The organism is Rhizobium rosettiformans W3 (assembly GCF_004912135.1).
In the GTDB taxonomy this organism is placed as follows: Bacteria; Pseudomonadota; Alphaproteobacteria; order Rhizobiales; family Rhizobiaceae; genus Allorhizobium; species Allorhizobium rosettiformans.
In genome coordinates, this window is sequence record NZ_STGU01000002.1 from 295,353 (window position 1) to 311,764 (window position 16,412).

Here is a 16,412-nt window from a genome sequence, read left to right on the forward strand (position 1 = left end):
CCCCCACCCGCCGCTTCGCGACGACCTCCCCCCTCAAGGGGGAGGTGGGTGGCTGCAGGCGGTCCGCCCTCATCCTGAGCTGCCCCGCGCGAGCAGGGGCCTCGAAGGACCCTGTTATGGGCCTCGACCCTTCGAGGCCCTCGCGCAGCGAGGGCACCTCAGGGTGAGGGGAAATCTTGGCGAGTGTCGCGGCAATGCCGCGCTTCGCCTCAATCTTATGGATCTGCGTCCATCGGCAGATCCGGAGGCCGCATGCGGCCGTGGCGGATCGTCACGAGGATGATCCGGTCTGCCTCGATCCTGTAGTCGATCAGATAGTCGCCGGTCACCAAGGTGCGGGCACCTGGGACGGGGAGGCTGCGGGCAACCGGGCCGGCTTCGGGATGGGCCGTGAGAAGAAGCTTCGCATCAGAGATCCGCGCGGCGAAAGCTTTCGCTGCCGCTGGATTGCGTTGCTGCAGATAGTGCATTTCCGTTCGAAGCCAGCGCGCCGCCGATTTCGAAAGGATGACGTGCATCAGGCGACCTTATCGGATGCGATGCGCTTCAAGTCCTTGAGGACCTCGTCCAGATCTTCCACGTCGCCTGCTGCGACCTCGGCGAGGCCCTGTTGATAGGCAAGAATATCTGCGCCTTCCTGTTGAAGATAGGCTTTCAGTGCCCGGACCATGACCCAGCTGCGTGAGCGTTCGGTCGCCCGTGCGATTGTCTCGATATCGGCGAGCACGTCCGCGGGTATGCGGAGCGTAATCGGATCAGACAGTGTGGGCTTGGTCATCGGAGCCTCCATGGCGAATGTAATACATTGTAATACGGATTGGCTGCAGGGTGAAGGGGGAGATGCGCGAGGCGGGGTTACCTTCATCCTGAGGTGCCCCTGCGAAAGCGGGCGTCGAAGGATCCTTCAATGGGCCTCGACCCTTCGAGGCCCTCGCGGGGCGAGGGCGCCTCAGGGTGAGGGGCGATGGCAGCGCGCAGGCTCTCCCCCCGCGGTCGGGCGTTGCGGCGCGCGCGATCCCCGCGCTTTTGCTTCCGAGACCCATCACCTGTTGGCACCATACCAACTCACAGGAGCCTCCCATGTCCATCAATGCACAAGTCCTGGCGGTGGCCGGGATGTGGATCGGCACGCCCTATCGGCATCAGGGGGCGGTGAAGGGGGTGGGGTGCGATTGTCTGGGGCTCGTCCGCGGGATCTGGCGGGAGCTTTATGGGCAAGAGCCGGAAGCGGTGCCGGCCTATGCGCCTGACTGGGCGGAACGGGGCGGAGAGGAGCGGCTGTTGGCGGCGGCGGCTCGGCATTTTTTGAGCGTGCCGTCCTTTGCGGAGAGCCGGCCGGGAGATCTGGTGCTGTTTCGCTTTCGACCCCATCTGGCGGCGAAACATGCGGGGATTTTGGCGCGGCTGCCAGACGAGTGTAGCGGCACGGACGGCGCTGCCTGCCTTGAAAGAGCCGGCGCCGTGCCCATCCCCGATGCCTTCATCCACGCTTACGAGCAATCGGCGGTGACGCTGTCGGCGCTGGTGCCGGGGTGGCGGCGCAAGATTGCCGGCATCTATCGCTTTCCTGAGAGGATCTGACGATGGCGACCATTCTTCTGCAGGCGGCGGGGGCGGCCCTTGGTTCGGTCTTCGGCCCTGTCGGTGCGATCATCGGGCGCGCGGCGGGGGCACTGGCGGGCAGCGTGATCGATCGCAGTCTGCTGGGCGGAACGCGCGAGGTGAATGGCGCGCGGCTCTCCTCGGCGCGGCTTGCCGGCGCGAGCGAGGGAACGGCGATCCCGCGGCTCTATGGCACGGCAAGGCTTGGCGGCACGCTGATCTGGGCGACTCGCTTCGAGGAGGAGACGGTGACCGAGCGGACCGGCGGCAAATCCTCCGGCGGCACGCGCACGACCACCTATCGCTACTATGCCAATCTGGCGCTCGGGCTTTGCGAGGGGCCGATCGCCGGCGTGCGGCGTGTCTGGGCCGACGGGCGCGAACTCGACACGGCCGAGATCGAGATGCGGGTATACAGCGGCACGGAAAGCCAGCCGGCCGATCCGCTGATTGCGGCCAAGCAGGGCAGCGGCCGGGCGCCAGCCTATCGCGGGCTGGCATACGTTGTCTTCGAGCGGCTGCCGCTGGATGATTTCGGCAATCGCATTCCGCTTCTTCAGTTCGAGGTCATCCGGCCCGTGGGGACGCTGGAGGAGAAGATCAAGGCAGTCACGATCATTCCCGGTGCGACCGAGCATGGTTATGCGACCACACGTATTTCGGATGCACCGCGCGAGGGCGAGAAACGCTGGCTGAACCGCAACACGCTGTTTGCGTCGACCGACTGGCAGGCCTCGCTGGATGAGTTGCAGGCGCTCTGCCCCAACCTCGAAAGCGTGGCGCTGGTGGTCGCCTGGTTCGGCACGGATCTGCGCGCCGGAAATTGCCGGGTGCTGCCGGGCGTCGAGGTGAGCTATCGCCGCGAGGAGAGCCGGGCGTGGGGCGTGGCAGGCTTGTCGCGCGATGAGGCTTACGTGGTGTCGCGCCATGCTGGTGGCCCGGCCTATGGCGGCTCGCCGAGCGATCAGAGCCTCATCGAAGCGATCCGCGACCTGAAGGCGCGCGGCTTGAAGGTGACGCTCTATCCATTTGTTTTGATGGACATTCCCGCAGGAAACGGTCTGCCCGATCCCTATGGCGGAACCGAGCAGGCGGCCTATCCCTGGCGGGGGCGGATCACGGCCTATCCGGCGAGCGCCGACAAGACGGCGGCGGCGCGGGCACAGGTTTCGACATTCGTGACACGCAGCGAGGGCTACCGGCGGTTCGTGCGGCACTATGCGACGCTCGCGGCCTCGGCCGGCGGGGTGGACGGATTCCTGCTGGGCTCGGAACTGAAGGGGCTGACGACGCTGCGCGATGAGGTCAACGCCTTTCCCTTCGTCGAGGCGCTGGTGTCGCTGGCCGGCGAGGTTCGCGACATTTTGGGAGGCGCAACGGCGATCTCTTATGGAGCGGACTGGAGCGAATATTTCGGCCATCAGCCGGCGGATGGCTCGGGCGACGTTTTCTTCCATCTCGACGCGCTCTGGGCGAGCCCTGACGTCTCGGCTGTCGGCATCGACAATTACATGCCGTTGGCCGACTGGCGGGATGACGATCTGGAGGAGGCGAGCCCGGACGGGTTTGCGGGCGCTGACGATGCGGAGGCTTTCGCCCGCATGCTGACGGCGGGCGAGGGCTATGACTGGTTCTATGCCAGCGCGGCGGACCGGCAGGCGCGGGTGAGGACGTCGATCACCGATGGTGCCTATGGCAAGCCCTGGGTGTTCAGGTTCAAGGATCTCGAAAGCTGGTGGGGCAACCGCCACTACAACCGGATCGGCGGGATGGAGCAGGCAAGCCCGACGGCGTGGATGCCTGAGATGAAACCCTTCTGGTTCACCGAACTCGGCTGCGGCGCGGTGGACAAGGGGGCGAACCAGCCGAATGTCTTTGTCGACGCGAAATCGGTGGAGAGCGGCAGGCCGTATTTTTCAGCGGGTCAGCGCAGCGACAGCCAGCAACGGCGGTTTCTGGAGGCGCATCTCGACCACTGGCAAGGCAGTGACGCGCCGGCGGGCATGGTCGATCCCGAGGGCATCTATGTCTGGACCTGGGACGCCCGGCCTTTTCCCGCCTTTCCGGAGAATTCCGGGCTCTGGGCCGACGGGTTGAACTGGCGCACGGGGCATTGGCTGAACGGGCGGTTGGGCACGGCGACATTGGCCGATACCATTGCTGCGATTCTCAGGGATCACGGCTTTGATGACTTCGATGTGTCGGAGGTGGCGGGCGATCTCGGTGGTTACGTGAAGGGGGATCTCACTTCGGCGCGCGATCTGATCGAGCCGCTGATCGAGCTCTTCCAGATCGACGTGATCGAAGAGGGCGGGCGCTTGAAGTTTCGCACGCGGCCGACGGCGAGCCTGCCAGCGCGGGAGATCACCGTGCTGGCTGACCTCGCCGACCAGCCGCTCTGGAGCGAGACGCGTGGCCATGACAGCGATTTTGCCTCGGAAGCGCTGGTGACCTTCTACGATCCGGCCGCCGATTATGCCGAGGCGAGCGTGCGCTCGCGCAAGGTGGAGGCGGCGACCGAGCGACAGCTTGTCCGCGACCTGCCGGCGGCGATCCCTGAAGAGACGGCGCTCGCCGCGGCCGAGGGCTGGCTGCGCGACAACCGGCTGGCGCGGCGCACTCAGCAACTGGCGCTGGGGCCGGGGGAGGTGGCGGTCGAGCCGGGGGATGTGCTGCGCTTTCCCGAGGGGCCAGAGGGGCGCTTTCTGGTGCAAGGGATCGAAGACGGTTTCGAACGGCGGCTGACGCTCAGGGCCTTTGCGGGAAACGTGTCTGCACCGGTTGCCGTTGTGGATCCTGATCGTTTGCCGGATGGTGGCGGTGCCCAGGGTTTCGCGCCGGTGGTGACCTTCCTCGATCTGCCGAGGCTGGAGGGTGCAAGCCATTCCGGCGATGCGAGCGTCGCGGCTTTTGCGCGCCCCTGGCGGCGGCTTGCGGTGTCGAGCTCGCCGGAGGCGGAGGCATACCGGCTCAGACTGACGCTCGATCGCCCGGCAACGATCGGGCGGTTGGTCGAGGCGTTGGGGCCGGGGCCCGTCGGACGCTTCGATCCGGGGAATGCAGTCTTGGTCGATCTCATCGGCGGGGCCTTTGCCTCGGCCAGCCGCTTGGCCGTGCTTTCGGGCACGAACCGGCTCGCCGTCCGCGCGGCACATGGTGGCTGGGAGGTCTTGGGCTTTGCCGAGGCCGAGGAGGTGGCGACGGGTCGCTTCCGGTTGACGGGTCTGCTGCGCGGGCTGGGCGGCACGGAGGATGCGACCGCTGCCGGGGCGGTGGTCGGAGCCGAGGTCGTGCAGCTCGACGAGGCGGTGCGATCGCTGGGGCTTGTAAATGCCGAACGCGGCGCGGCGCAGAACTGGATCCTGGAGCCGATGGGGCTGGTGACGGAGCTGTCGGGACCCTTTGTCTTCGACGGCGGCCTGCGGGCCGAGACGCCGCTTTCGCCGGTGCATGCGCGGGTGGTGCGGCTGGTGTCGGGCGATCTGCGGATCTCCTGGATCCGCCGCAGCCGCATCGATGCCGATGCCTGGGCTGAAGGGGAGGTGCCGCTTGACGAGGCGGAGGAGCGCCACCGGCTGGAAATCATGAATGGCAGCGCCGTGGTCCGCACGGTGGAGGTCGGCGAGGCGGAGTTTACCTATGCAGCTGCCGATGAGCTGGCCGATTTCGGAATACCGCAGACGGTACTTGGCTTGCGCCTGCGCCAGCTGGGGCGGCTTTCCGCCGGTCTGCCGCTGGAGGCGGTGGTCGCAGTTCGATGATGATCAACGAAGAGGAGAAGGACATGCTGGAGATGAAACCCTGGTATCAGTCGAAGACCGTCTGGGGCGCCCTGATTGCGATGGCGGCGCCATTGTTCGGTCGCGCCGGGCTGGAGCTGGGCGGCGCCGAGCAGGCGGAGATTGCCGACGCGCTGACCACGCTCGTCGGCACACTTGGCGGGCTTCTGGCGCTTTACGGGCGGCTGACAGCGACGAAGGGCGTGGGCGGTTGAGGGGCGGCACCTTTACGACGTAAGGAATTTCCATTACCTTGGGCACGATCAACAGGTCCAGGCCCATGAATACGATCATTCGCAAAGTCAGCACCATCACCGACAAGGGACAAACTACGATCCCGAAGCCCATTCGGGACGCGCTGGGGGTGGGTTATGGCGGTCGGATCGCCTTCAGTCTGGATGAGAACAACCGGGTCATTGTCGAACGGGATGATGCGGACGAGCAAGATCCGGTGCTCGACGGATTTCTCGATCTTCTGGCCAGAGATATGGCAGCAAGACCTGAGGCCTTCGGGGAGATCCCGTCCGGCCTCAGAGCGCGGATGGAGGCTTTGACCGCTGGCGCGGATGTGGATCTCGATGCCCCGATCAAGGGTGAGGTCGATCTTTGAACGATGGAGACCGTCAACGGCTGGATCATCCGTACTCACCCGCTGTTCCTTGATCAATTGGAGCGGTTGACCGCTGCCGTTGAACGAGAAGCGCGGAAAAAACCGGGCACTTTCCGGTCAGGCGCCAATTTCAAGCTTCTCAGTGCGCTCAACAAGTTGGTTTTCGAAGTCATTCCGGCCGACCCGACATTGGCCATGTTCCGGCAGGGCGGGACATTGGGGGCTGAGCGCAAGCACTGGTTCCGTGCGAAGTTTGGCAATGGCCGATTTCGGCTCTTCTTTCGCTACAATTCGGCTGCGAAGGTCATCGTTTTCGCTTGGGTCAACGATGCGGAAACACTGCGCAGCTATGGCTCTCGCAGTGACGCCTATGCCGTCTTCCGCGGCATGCTGGAGGACGGAAACCCGCCGGACAGCTGGAAGGAACTGCTGGATGCGGCTTCAAGTGATGTCGCTACGAGGCGCTTGGAAGCCCTGACTGAGGCCTCGGCCAAGCTGGACAAGAACAACCCGTGAGATCGGGTTCCGCCCGCTTCACACACAAGATTACGAGGCATTCATTTGCCATTCAGACGCCTTGCGGTACATAATTTGCCGAAGTGGACGTCATCCAAGAAGTAGCAGCAATGGCATCTTTCATGAAATACACGGGCCTGGCACTGGCCTTGACCGTGGCGGCTTTGCCGGCGGGCGGGAGCGATGCCGTGGCGGCGGACTGCAGGGCGGCGGCGGCGCGCGTCGTGGCCGAAGTGGGCGGACAGTTGCTTTCCGTGCGCGGATCGGGCGGTGAATGCGTGATTGTCGTGCTCGTTCCGGGCAGTGGCAGCGAGCGGCCGCGTAAGGTCACCATGCGTGTCGCACAGTGACCGTGGCCGCGTGACTGTGCCGAAAGCCTGACTCTCCGCCGATCAAGGGGTGAACCGCATGCGCATTCTCGTCGTCGAAGACGATGTCAACCTGAACCGCCAGCTCGTCGAAGCCCTGCAGGAAGCAGGCTATGTGGTCGACAAGGCATTCGATGGCGAGGAAGGTCATTTCCTCGGCGACACAGAACCCTATGACGCCGTTATCCTCGATATTGGCCTGCCGGAAATGGACGGCATTACCGTTCTGGAGAAGTGGCGTGCGGCAAGCCGGGTCATGCCGGTCCTGATCCTGACGGCGCGTGACCGCTGGTCGGACAAGGTCGCCGGCATCGACGCCGGGGCCGACGACTATGTGACCAAGCCCTTCCATGTCGAGGAAGTGCTCGCCCGCATCCGGGCGCTGATCCGCCGTGCGGCCGGTCATGCCTCCTCGGAAATCGTCTGCGGCCCCGTCCGGCTCGACACCAAGAGCTCCAAGGCGAGCGTCGAGGGCGTGACGCTGAAGCTCACCTCGCATGAATATCGCCTGCTCTCCTACCTCATGCATCACATGGGCGAGGTCGTCTCGCGCACCGAACTGGTCGAGCATCTCTACGACCAGGATTTTGACCGGGATTCCAATACGATCGAGGTCTTTGTCGGCCGTCTGCGCAAGAAGCTCGGCGTCGACATGATCGAGACCGTCCGCGGCCTGGGCTACCGCATCCAAGCGCCGGCGAAATGAAGATCCGCTCGCTCACCGCGCGCGTCCTGCTGCTTGCCACCCTCTGGTCGGCACTCGGTCTGGTGACGATCGCGGTGGCGATATCAGCCCTCTATCGCCAGGGCGTCGAACGCGGCTTCAACAATCTGTTGCGCGCCCAGCTCTACAATGTCGTCAACTCCGTTTCGATCGGTGACGGCGAGAGCCTGACCGGCTCTCCGGCGCTGGGCGATCTTCGCTTTTCCCAGCCTGCCACGGGGTGGTATTGGCTCGTCGAGCCGCTCGGCAATTATGCGACGGCGCCGCTCGCCTCTGCCTCGCTTGGGGTCGCCAATCTGGCGGTGCCCGATGTGGAGGTGACGCCCTTCGACCAGAATTACGAGCGCTTCTACGAAATGACGGACGAGGCCGGAAACGCGATCCGCGTCGCCGAGACCGAGGTCGTGCTCGATGACCAGGGGCGGGCGGCGCGCTTCCGCGTCTCCGGCAATCTGCAGGTGATCGAAGACGAAATCGCCTTCTTCACCAGCCGGCTCTATGCGGCGCTCGCCGTCGTCGGCATTGGCGGCTTGATCGTCAATGGTCTCGCCATTCTCTACGGCCTGAAGCCGCTCGACCGGGCCCGTCGGGCGCTGGAGCGCATCCGCCGGGGCGAGGCCGAGAGGATCGAAGGGGACTTCCCGAGCGAAGTCCAGCCACTCGCCAACGAGATCAACGCGCTGATCGACAGCAACCGACGTATCGTCGAGCGCGCCCGCATGCAGGTCGGCAATCTCGCCCACTCGCTGAAGACGCCGATTGCCGTTCTCGTCAACGAGGCCCGAACGCTCGAAAGGCAGCAGGCCGAGGTGATCTCCACCCAGGCCGAAGCCATGCAGGCGCAGGTGACGACCTATCTGAACCGCGCCCGCATCGCCGCCCAGCGCGACAGCGTTCTGGCGCGAACGGAAGCCCAGCCCGTGCTGGAGCGGCTTGTGCGGGTGATGCGCAAGCTGAACACGGAGGTTTCCTTCGAGCTCGACATGGCGCCGGATCTGACCTTCGCCATGGAGCAGCAGGACGTGGAGGAAGTGGTCGGCAATCTCCTGGAGAACGCCTCGCGTTTCGCGCGCTCCAAGGTGGTCACAAGGGTGACGGTGACCACCCGCGATGACGACGTGACCGATGGCCGGCGGGGCTGGATCGAAGTGCTGGTCGAGGACGATGGTCCGGGACTGGCGCCGGAGCAGATCGGCGAAGCGCTGAAACGCGGCCGCAGGCTCGACGAGAGCAAGCCGGGTACCGGCCTTGGCCTCTCGATCGTCAAGGAGATTTCCGGGGAATATCAAGGCGCCTTCGGACTTTCGCGGGCCGCGATCGGCGGTCTTCGCGCACAGTTGATCCTACCGGCTGTGACAAAGGACACTGCGTGATTGATTTTCCTGTGAAATTACATAGGTGTATAGGACCGGTTCCGGCGGGTTGACCTTCGTCTCCTCCGAATACGGGACATTCGCCTTCGGGCAGCAACGATCGACGGGATTTGGAACGGCCTGATGGGTGTGAAGCGCTTCGGAATTCTGACAGCCACCGTTCTGGTGTCTCTCGCGCTTGCGGGCTGCACGACCTCGGGCGGTGGACGCACCGTCGCAGCCAACTCCGCAGTCTATATCGCAGCCCTTCAGGGCGGTATCGTTGCGCGCACCGGCGTGAAGCTCTCTCGCAGCGAAACCCAGCGGGCGCTGGAAGCCGAATATCGCGCACTGGAAGCCGCCCCCGGCGGCCAGCCCGTCACCTGGGCCGGCGGCGATGTGCGCGGCGAGGTCGTGGCAGCGGCACCCTATCAGGTCGGTCAGCAGAATTGCCGCCAGTTCACCCACAAGGTGGTCAGCGGCGGTCGCGAACTGCAGGCGCGCGGCGCGGCCTGTCGCAACCCGAACGGCACCTGGACGCCGCTGAGCTGAGGCTCAGGCCCAGTCTTTTCTATGAAGGTGACATGTTGAGCTGTCACGTCCACTTGACTTAGGTCAAGGCTGGGCGGGTTATGACAGCTTAACGAATTCTTGCGGCCAAACGCCTCAACTTTGCGTCAAGGGAGGTTTGGCTGTTGGAATGCACCCGTCCTTGCCGTAATTGAGTTTCATGTTGTTCTGGATCATCTCCGCCCTGCTGACGGTCGTTGTTGCCGTCCTTTTGTTGTCCCCCCTGATGCGGGCTTCGGCCCGCGCGACGCGTTATGACGAAGGGGAGGCGGCCGTCTATCGCGATCAGCTGCGGGAGCTGGAAAGGGACAAGGCGGAAGGTCTGATTTCGGCCGAGGATGCCGACTATGCCCGCGCCGAAATCGGTCGGCGCCTGCTTGCCATTGCGGGTCGCGAGACGGCAGGTGAGGAGGGGGCCGAGGTCGCTGCTGAAGCGCCCGCGCCACGCCGCCGCTATACGCTCTCCCAGGCCTTCATCCTGCTCTGTCTTCCCGTCATCGGGCTCGCGGGCTATCTCGAAATCGGGAGCCCGGGAACGCCGGATGCGCCGCTTGAGGCGCGCATCGAAAATCCCGGCGAAGACGTCGATCTACTCGTCGCCAAGGTCGAGCGGCATCTGGCGACCAGCCCTGACGACGGTACTGGCTGGAATGTGCTGGCGCCCGTCTATTTCCGCATCGGGCGCTATGCCGATGCCGAGCTCGCTTACCGGAACGCGATCCGGATTCTCGGGCCTGATGCCGAGCGCATGAACGGACTGGGCGAGACACTGGTGCTGCGCAATGACGGGATCGTCACCGACGATGCCCAGATGGCCTTCCAGGCGGCGCTGAAGCTCGAGCCGAACAATCCGCGCGCCGATTTCTACCTGGCGCTGGCCCTCGAACAGTCCGGCCGTCGCGCCGAGGCGCTCGCCGCCTTCCAGGATATCGCCAAGGCTTCGCCCCCGACAGCGCCGTGGATGCCGCTGGTCAACCAGCACATCGCAGCCAACAGCGCAGGCATGCCGCTCGCGAACCCGCCGGCTGAGACGGCCGCCGCCGGCACCGCGCCGGCCAATTCCGCAGCACCCGGCAATCCCTCTGCAGAAGACATCGCTAACGCGCAGTCCATGTCGGAGGCCGATCGCGGCGAGATGATCCGCGGCATGGTGGCAAGCCTTGATGCGCGGCTGAAGGAAGATCCCAACAATTTCGAAGGCTGGATGCGGCTCGTCCGCTCCTATGCCATGCTGAAAGACAAGGAAAAGGCGGAAGCCGCGCTGCAGGATGGCCTGAAGGCCTTCCCGGCCGCAGGCGCCGAGGGCCAGCAATTGCTCGCGATGGCGAGGGAGCTTGGCCTTGATGTCGAGGAGGTGAGCCAGTGACCCGCAAACAGAAACGCCTGGCCGTGATTGCAGGCGGCATGGGCTTCATCCTGACCGCCGTGCTTCTGGTGATGTTCGCCTTCGGCCAGTCGATCGCGTATTTCTACGTGCCCAATGATCTCGCGCAATCCGATGTCCAGCCCGGCACCCGCATCCGCCTTGGCGGACTGGTCGAGGCAGGCTCCGTGGTGCGGGGCGAAGGCTCGACCGTCACCTTTACCGTGACCGACACGCTGAGCCAGCTGCCGGTGACCTATACGGGCATCCTGCCGGATCTCTTCCGCGAGGGGCAGGGCGTTGTGGCCGAGGGCCGTTTCGAGGGCATGGACAAGGTCTTCGTGGCCGATACCGTGCTCGCCAAGCATGACGAGACTTACATGCCGAAGGACGTGGCCGACCGTCTGAAGGCGCAAGGGGTGGAACTCAGCGGCAAGGAAGAGATCCAATGATCATCGAGCTTGGCCATTATGCTCTGGTGCTGGCGCTTGCGACCAGTCTGATCATCTCCGTCCTTCCGGTGATCGGCGCAAGGCGGGGCGACGCCGCGATGATGGCGGTCGGCACGACCGGGACCTATGCGCTTTTCCTGCTCGTCGCCTTCTCGTTCGCCGTGCTCACGTATGGCTATGTCGTCTCCGACTTCTCGGTCCAGAACGTCTACCAGAACTCCCACTCCTTGAAGCCGATGATCTACAAGGTCTCGGGCGTCTGGGGGAACCATGAGGGGTCCATGCTCCTCTGGGTGCTGATCCTCGCCTTCTTCAGCGCCATGGTCGCCTTTTTCGGCACCAACCTGCCGGACCGGTTGCGGGCGAATGTCCTGGCCGTTCAGGCCTGGATCACGACAGCCTTCACGCTCTTCATCCTCCTGACCTCCAATCCCTTCATCCGCTTGTCGCCGATCCCGGCGGAGGGCCAGGATCTCAATCCGGTCCTGCAGGACATCGGTCTCGCGATCCATCCGCCGCTGCTCTATCTCGGCTATGTCGGCTTCTCCGTCTGCTTCTCCTTTGCGATTGCGGCCCTGATGGACGGCCGCATCGACGCGGCCTGGGCCCGTTGGGTGCGGCCCTGGACGCTGGCCGCCTGGGTGTTCCTCACCGCCGGCATCTCCATGGGCTCTTACTGGGCCTATTACGAGCTCGGCTGGGGTGGCTGGTGGTTCTGGGACCCGGTCGAGAACGCCTCCTTCATGCCCTGGCTTGCGGGCACGGCGCTGCTGCATTCCGCGCTGGTCATGGAAAAGCGCGATGCCCTGAAGATCTGGACGGTGCTGCTCGCCATCATCGCGTTTTCGCTGTCGCTGCTCGGCACCTTTCTGGTTAGATCGGGCGTGCTGACCTCCGTACATGCGTTTGCCACCGACCCGACGCGCGGCGTCTTCATTCTCGGCATTCTCGTCATCTTCATCGGCGGGGCCTTCACGCTCTTTGCGCTGCGCGCGCCGATGCTGAAGGCCGGCGGGCTGTTCCAGCCGATTTCGCGCGAGGGTGCGCTCGTCCTCAACAACCTGATCCTGACCGTATCGACCGCCTCTGTCCTGATCGGCACGCTCTACCCGCTGCTCCTGGAAACGCTGACGGGTGAGAAGATCTCGGTCGGTCCGCCCTTCTTCAACATTACCTTCGGGCTTCTGATGATCCCGCTGCTGGTGGCGGTGCCCTTTGGGCCGTTCCTCGCCTGGAAGCGTGGCGATCTCTTAGGCGCGCTGCAACGGCTCTATGTCGCGGCTGCACTCTCGCTCGTGCTGGGCCTCGGTCTCTGGTATGCGCAGAATGGCGGGCCTGTCATGGCGGTGGCTGGCCTTGCGCTCGCCTTCTTCGTCATGGGCGGGGCGATTGCCGATCTCTGGTATCGCGCCGGTTTCGGCAAACATCCGCTTTCCACCGCCTGGAGCCGCTTCAAGGGCCTGCCGCGCTCGGCCTTCGGCACGGCGCTGGCGCATTTCGGCCTCGGCGTGACCGTGCTCGGCGTCGTCGCAGTCACCACCTTCGAGACGGAAACGGTCGTGGAGATGAAGCCGGGCATGACGGCGGAGGCCGGCGGTTATGTCGTGACCTTCGACGGCATCCGCGCCGCGACCGGCCCCAACTACACCGAGGACCAGGGGCACTTCACCATCCGCGAAAGTGGCGTGGAAGTGGCCGACGTCTGGTCGTCGAAGCGGCTTTATACGGCACGGCAGATGCCGACCACGGAAGCCGGCATTGTGACCTTCGGTTTGAGCCAGCTCTATGTGTCGCTGGGGGATCCGATGGCCGATGGCGGCATTGTGGTGCGCATCTGGTGGAAGCCGTGGATCCTCTGCATCTGGTACGGCACGCTTGTGATGATGGCGGGCGGGATCGTCTCGCTGTCGGATCGCAGGCTGCGCGTCGGCGCTCCAAAGCGGGCCAAGGTGGCGGCGAAGCCGACGCTGGAGGCTGCGGAGTGACGGCTCGGATCAAAGACATTGCCCCTCATCCGGCTGCCGCCACCTTCTCCCCGCAAGCGGGGAGAAGGGCGGACCCGCCGACGTCGGCCATCCCCTCTCCCGGCTTGCGGGGAGAGGGCCACGGTGAGGGGCTGGGACGTCCCACACTCCGGCGTCTTTTCCTCTGTCTCGCCCTTCTGTTCACCCCCATCCACGCGCTTGCCGTGAACCCCGACGAGGTGCTTGCCGACCCCGCTCTCGAACAGCGGGCACGGGCGCTGTCGGCGGAACTGCGCTGCATGGTCTGCCAGAACCAATCGATCGACGATTCGAACGCCGAGCTGGCCCGCGATCTTCGCATCGTGGTGCGCGAGCGGCTGGTGGATGGCGATACCGACGAGCAGGTGCTCGACTATGTCGTGTCGCGCTATGGGGAATTCGTGCTCCTGAAGCCGCGGCTCAGTGTCCGCACGATCGCGCTCTGGGGCGCGCCGGCGACGCTTGCGATCATCGGTCTGATCGTGGCTGTGGTTTATACCCGCAGGCGCGCCGTGCAGCCGGTGGCGAAGCTTTCGCCGGAGGAAGAGGCGCGGTTGCGGAGAGTGCTGGACGCAGAGTGATGGCCGCTAGTCCTGAGCGCTCATAGAGCCACGATGAAGCAATCCAGGTGCGTCAGGAAGGCGGCTTCCGTAATCTCTCGCCTGATGATTCTTGTCATCTCCTCCCCGATGAGTTGGTTCGCCTCGATGGACGGCAGCACTACGTCGTAGCCATTGATATTCAGGAACATCACGCCTGCAAGCCATGCGGTGCGCTTGTTTCCCTGAATAAAAGCGTGGGCGCGGCTAAGGGCTACGATAAGCCTGCAGGCGAGAACACTGACATCATCTTCGCTCTCGTACTGAAAAAGGTTTCGCGGGCTCATGACCGCGCTTTCGAGCGCGCCCGGATTAATCAGCAAGTGCTGCTCTCGGGTGATGATGACGGCGCCCTTGTTAAGGGCAATGACCTCGGACAGTTCGATCCATCCGGGTTCAGTCATCACTTGGCGAGCAGATCCATCAGGTGTTTGTGACGTTCATGTTCAAGCCTGACGACGTCGTCACTTTTCGGTCTCGGCTTGCCGACATGAGCAGGCTTCCGCGCCGGACGCTTCACCGGCGAAGATGTTGTCGCTTCCGACAGATTTGTTTCTTTGCTTGGTTTGTCCATCACGTCACCTCAACAACAACATAGCCTCGGAAGAGTGTTGTTTCCAGAGACGCTTCCAAGTCTCTGGATTGGCTCGAATTTTCGGCAGAAATTCGTCTTAGCAGTGCGCTCCAGACAGTCCCTCAGGGCGTCTTTCCGACGGCGACCATGAAAGATTACGAAGAATTCATCTGCCGTACAGTTCGTCGTAACGTGACCCTCTCTATATCTCACTTCATCCACCGCTTCCCACCCGCCGGGTTGTCCGGCGGCTCCAGTCAGAAGAACAGATGAAGGTAGATTCCATGTCTGAACATAACGGTCGCTCCCTCAAGACGATCCTGAAGACCTCCACCGCTGCCGGCCTTGCCGCCGTCATGCTGGTGACGGCCGCTCCCTTCGCCGCCGTTCCGGCGCTTGCTGCTCCCGTCGAAGTCGATGCCCCGCAGGTTCCGAGCTTCGGCGACGTCGTCGAGGCCGTCCTCCCGGCCGTGGTGTCGGTTCGCGTCCAGTCGAACGTCCAGCCGGCATCGAACGATGAAAGCAACTTCTCCTTCAATTTCGGTGGCCGCAGCTTCGAAGATCTGCCGGATGACCACCCGCTGAAGCGCTTCTTCCGCGAATTCGGTGGCCCGGGCATGGAAGGCCCGCGTGACCGTGGTCCGCGTGCAGAGCGTGGCCCCGGCCGCCTGCGTCCGACCGCTCAGGGCTCCGGCTTCTTCATCTCCGAAGACGGCTATATCGTCACCAACAACCACGTCATCGACGACGGCCAGGCCTTCACCATCGTGATGAACGACGGCAAGGAATATGACGCCAAGCTTGTTGGCAAGGACAGCCGCACGGACCTCGCGCTGCTGAAGGTCGACTCGCCCAATACCAAGTTCACCTATGTGAAGTTCGCCGACGACGAGAAGGTTCGCGTCGGTGACTGGGTCGTGGCCGTCGGCAACCCCTTCGGTCTCGGCGGTACGGTGACGGCCGGGATCATCTCGGCCCGCGGCCGCAACATCGGCTCCGGCCCTTACGACGACTACCTGCAGATCGATGCCGCTGTGAACCGCGGTAACTCCGGTGGCCCCGGCTTCAACCTGAACGGCGAAGTCGTCGGCATCAACACCGCGATCTTCTCGCCTTCGGGCGGCAACGTGGGTATCGCGTTTGCCATCCCGGCCTCGGTTGCGACCGACGTCATCGCCAAGCTCAAGGAAACCGGCACGGTTTCGCGCGGCTGGCTCGGCGTCCAGATCCAGCCGGTGACGGAAGACATCGCCGACAGCCTTGGTCTCGCAGAAGACTCTGGTGCGCTCGTCGTGGCACCGCAGGCAGGCTCTCCGGGTGAAGAGGCCGGCATCCGTCAAGGTGACGTCGTGACCGCCGTCAACGGTGATCCGGTCAAGGATCCGCGGGATCTCGCCCGCCGTATCGCAGCCTTTGCGCCGGACACCACGGTCGATGTGACCCTGTGGCGTGATGGCAAGGCAACCGAAGTGAAGGTCAAGCTTGGCGAACTGCCGGCCGACCAGGCAGCAAGCGCCGAAACCGAGAACAATGCCGCCCCGGCTCCGGAAGCCGAGCAGGAACTCTCGGGCCTTGGTCTCTCGGTTCGCCCCGCAGAGGGTGGCAAGGGTCTCGCGATCGTCGACGTCGATCCCGAAAGCGAAGCCGCCGACAAGGGGCTGAAGTCCGGCGAGACGATCACCTCGGTGAACAACCAGGAAGTCTCGTCCTCCGCCGACGTCCAGAAGGTTCTGGACCAGGCCAAGAAGGACGGCCGCACCCGCGCGCTCTTCCAGGTCGAATCGGAAAACGGCAGCCGCTTCGTGGCTCTCCCGATCAGCCAGGGCTGATTGTGATCTGACAAGGGGCGCCGGCGGTCTTGGACCGGCGGCGCCCTTTGTCGTTTCTGACGGTCGGTGAC

General features: G+C 64.3%; 17 protein-coding genes. 14 read left to right on the top strand and 3 right to left on the bottom strand.

Going from position 1 to position 16,412, the window contains the following annotated elements:
- Positions 1 to 215 precede the first annotated feature (215 nt).
- Positions 216 to 518: a type II toxin-antitoxin system RelE/ParE family toxin gene (locus tag FAA86_RS04810; RefSeq protein WP_136538609.1), complete on the bottom strand. Its 303-nt coding sequence runs from the start codon at positions 516 to 518 to the stop codon at positions 216 to 218.
- On the bottom strand, positions 518 to 778 hold the full coding sequence (locus FAA86_RS04815) for a CopG family ribbon-helix-helix protein (protein WP_113462432.1): 261 nt from the start codon (positions 776 to 778) through the stop codon (positions 518 to 520). The genes FAA86_RS04810 and FAA86_RS04815 overlap by 1 nt, the downstream gene beginning before the upstream one ends.
- A gap of 302 nt (positions 779 to 1,080) precedes the next feature.
- On the opposite strand from FAA86_RS04815, the gene FAA86_RS04820 reads away from it, so the two are divergent.
- The 13 genes from FAA86_RS04820 to FAA86_RS04885 all read left to right on the top strand — a co-directional run bounded on the left by FAA86_RS04820 (position 1,081) and on the right by FAA86_RS04885 (position 13,920).
- Positions 1,081 to 1,581 carry a C40 family peptidase gene (locus tag FAA86_RS04820; RefSeq protein WP_136538610.1) on the top strand — a complete coding sequence of 167 codons (501 nt, stop codon included), beginning with the start codon at positions 1,081 to 1,083 and terminating at the stop codon, positions 1,579 to 1,581.
- A gap of 2 nt (positions 1,582 to 1,583) precedes the next feature.
- Positions 1,584 to 5,363 (top strand): baseplate multidomain protein megatron, encoded by a 3,780-nt coding sequence (locus FAA86_RS04825; protein ID WP_136538611.1) that lies wholly within the window; start codon positions 1,584 to 1,586, stop codon positions 5,361 to 5,363.
- Between the two features lie 23 nt (positions 5,364 to 5,386).
- The gene (locus FAA86_RS04830) at positions 5,387 to 5,596 is read left to right on the top strand and encodes a hypothetical protein (protein WP_136538612.1); all 210 of its coding nucleotides are present in this window, start codon (positions 5,387 to 5,389) and stop codon (positions 5,594 to 5,596) included.
- A gap of 65 nt (positions 5,597 to 5,661) precedes the next feature.
- Positions 5,662 to 5,991, top strand: a complete 330-nt coding sequence (locus FAA86_RS04835; protein ID WP_136538613.1) for a type II toxin-antitoxin system PrlF family antitoxin — start codon at positions 5,662 to 5,664, stop codon at positions 5,989 to 5,991.
- Positions 5,992 to 5,994: 3 nt separating this feature from the next.
- Entirely contained in the window at positions 5,995 to 6,507 is a 513-nt protein-coding gene (locus tag FAA86_RS04840; RefSeq protein ID WP_136538614.1) for a type II toxin-antitoxin system YhaV family toxin, read from the top strand.
- A 137-nt stretch (positions 6,508 to 6,644) separates the two neighbouring features.
- On the top strand, positions 6,645 to 6,857 hold the full coding sequence (locus FAA86_RS04845; RefSeq protein WP_167494914.1) for a hypothetical protein: 213 nt from the start codon (positions 6,645 to 6,647) through the stop codon (positions 6,855 to 6,857).
- Between the two features lie 58 nt (positions 6,858 to 6,915).
- Positions 6,916 to 7,581 (top strand): response regulator transcription factor, encoded by a 666-nt coding sequence (locus tag FAA86_RS04850; RefSeq protein WP_113465527.1) that lies wholly within the window; start codon positions 6,916 to 6,918, stop codon positions 7,579 to 7,581.
- Complete coding sequence (locus tag FAA86_RS04855; protein ID WP_113462398.1) at positions 7,578 to 8,972, top strand: ATP-binding protein; 1,395 nt, start codon at positions 7,578 to 7,580, stop codon at positions 8,970 to 8,972. The genes FAA86_RS04850 and FAA86_RS04855 overlap by 4 nt, the downstream gene beginning before the upstream one ends.
- A 123-nt stretch (positions 8,973 to 9,095) precedes the next feature.
- Complete coding sequence (locus FAA86_RS04860) at positions 9,096 to 9,503, top strand: hypothetical protein (protein WP_113462397.1); 408 nt, start codon at positions 9,096 to 9,098, stop codon at positions 9,501 to 9,503.
- A gap of 178 nt (positions 9,504 to 9,681) precedes the next feature.
- The gene (ccmI, locus tag FAA86_RS04865) at positions 9,682 to 10,887 is read left to right on the top strand and encodes a c-type cytochrome biogenesis protein CcmI (protein ID WP_136538616.1); all 1,206 of its coding nucleotides are present in this window, start codon (positions 9,682 to 9,684) and stop codon (positions 10,885 to 10,887) included.
- Positions 10,884 to 11,336: a cytochrome c maturation protein CcmE gene (gene ccmE, locus FAA86_RS04870; protein WP_136538617.1), complete on the top strand. Its 453-nt coding sequence runs from the start codon at positions 10,884 to 10,886 to the stop codon at positions 11,334 to 11,336. Before ccmI ends, ccmE begins: the two co-directional genes overlap by 4 nt.
- Positions 11,333 to 13,321: a heme lyase CcmF/NrfE family subunit gene (locus FAA86_RS04875; RefSeq protein WP_136538618.1), complete on the top strand. Its 1,989-nt coding sequence runs from the start codon at positions 11,333 to 11,335 to the stop codon at positions 13,319 to 13,321. The genes ccmE and FAA86_RS04875 overlap by 4 nt, the downstream gene beginning before the upstream one ends.
- A gap of 131 nt (positions 13,322 to 13,452) precedes the next feature.
- Complete coding sequence (locus FAA86_RS04885; RefSeq protein ID WP_136539016.1) at positions 13,453 to 13,920, top strand: cytochrome c-type biogenesis protein; 468 nt, start codon at positions 13,453 to 13,455, stop codon at positions 13,918 to 13,920.
- A gap of 20 nt (positions 13,921 to 13,940) precedes the next feature.
- On the opposite strand, the gene FAA86_RS04890 is transcribed toward FAA86_RS04885, so the two are convergent.
- A complete protein-coding gene (locus tag FAA86_RS04890) occupies positions 13,941 to 14,342 on the bottom strand; it encodes a type II toxin-antitoxin system death-on-curing family toxin (RefSeq protein WP_136538619.1) in 402 nt (133 codons plus the stop codon).
- Between the two features lie 454 nt (positions 14,343 to 14,796).
- Between FAA86_RS04890 and FAA86_RS04895 the strand changes: the two genes are divergently transcribed.
- On the top strand, positions 14,797 to 16,341 hold the full coding sequence (locus FAA86_RS04895; protein ID WP_136538620.1) for a Do family serine endopeptidase: 1,545 nt from the start codon (positions 14,797 to 14,799) through the stop codon (positions 16,339 to 16,341).
- Positions 16,342 to 16,412 lie beyond the last annotated feature (71 nt).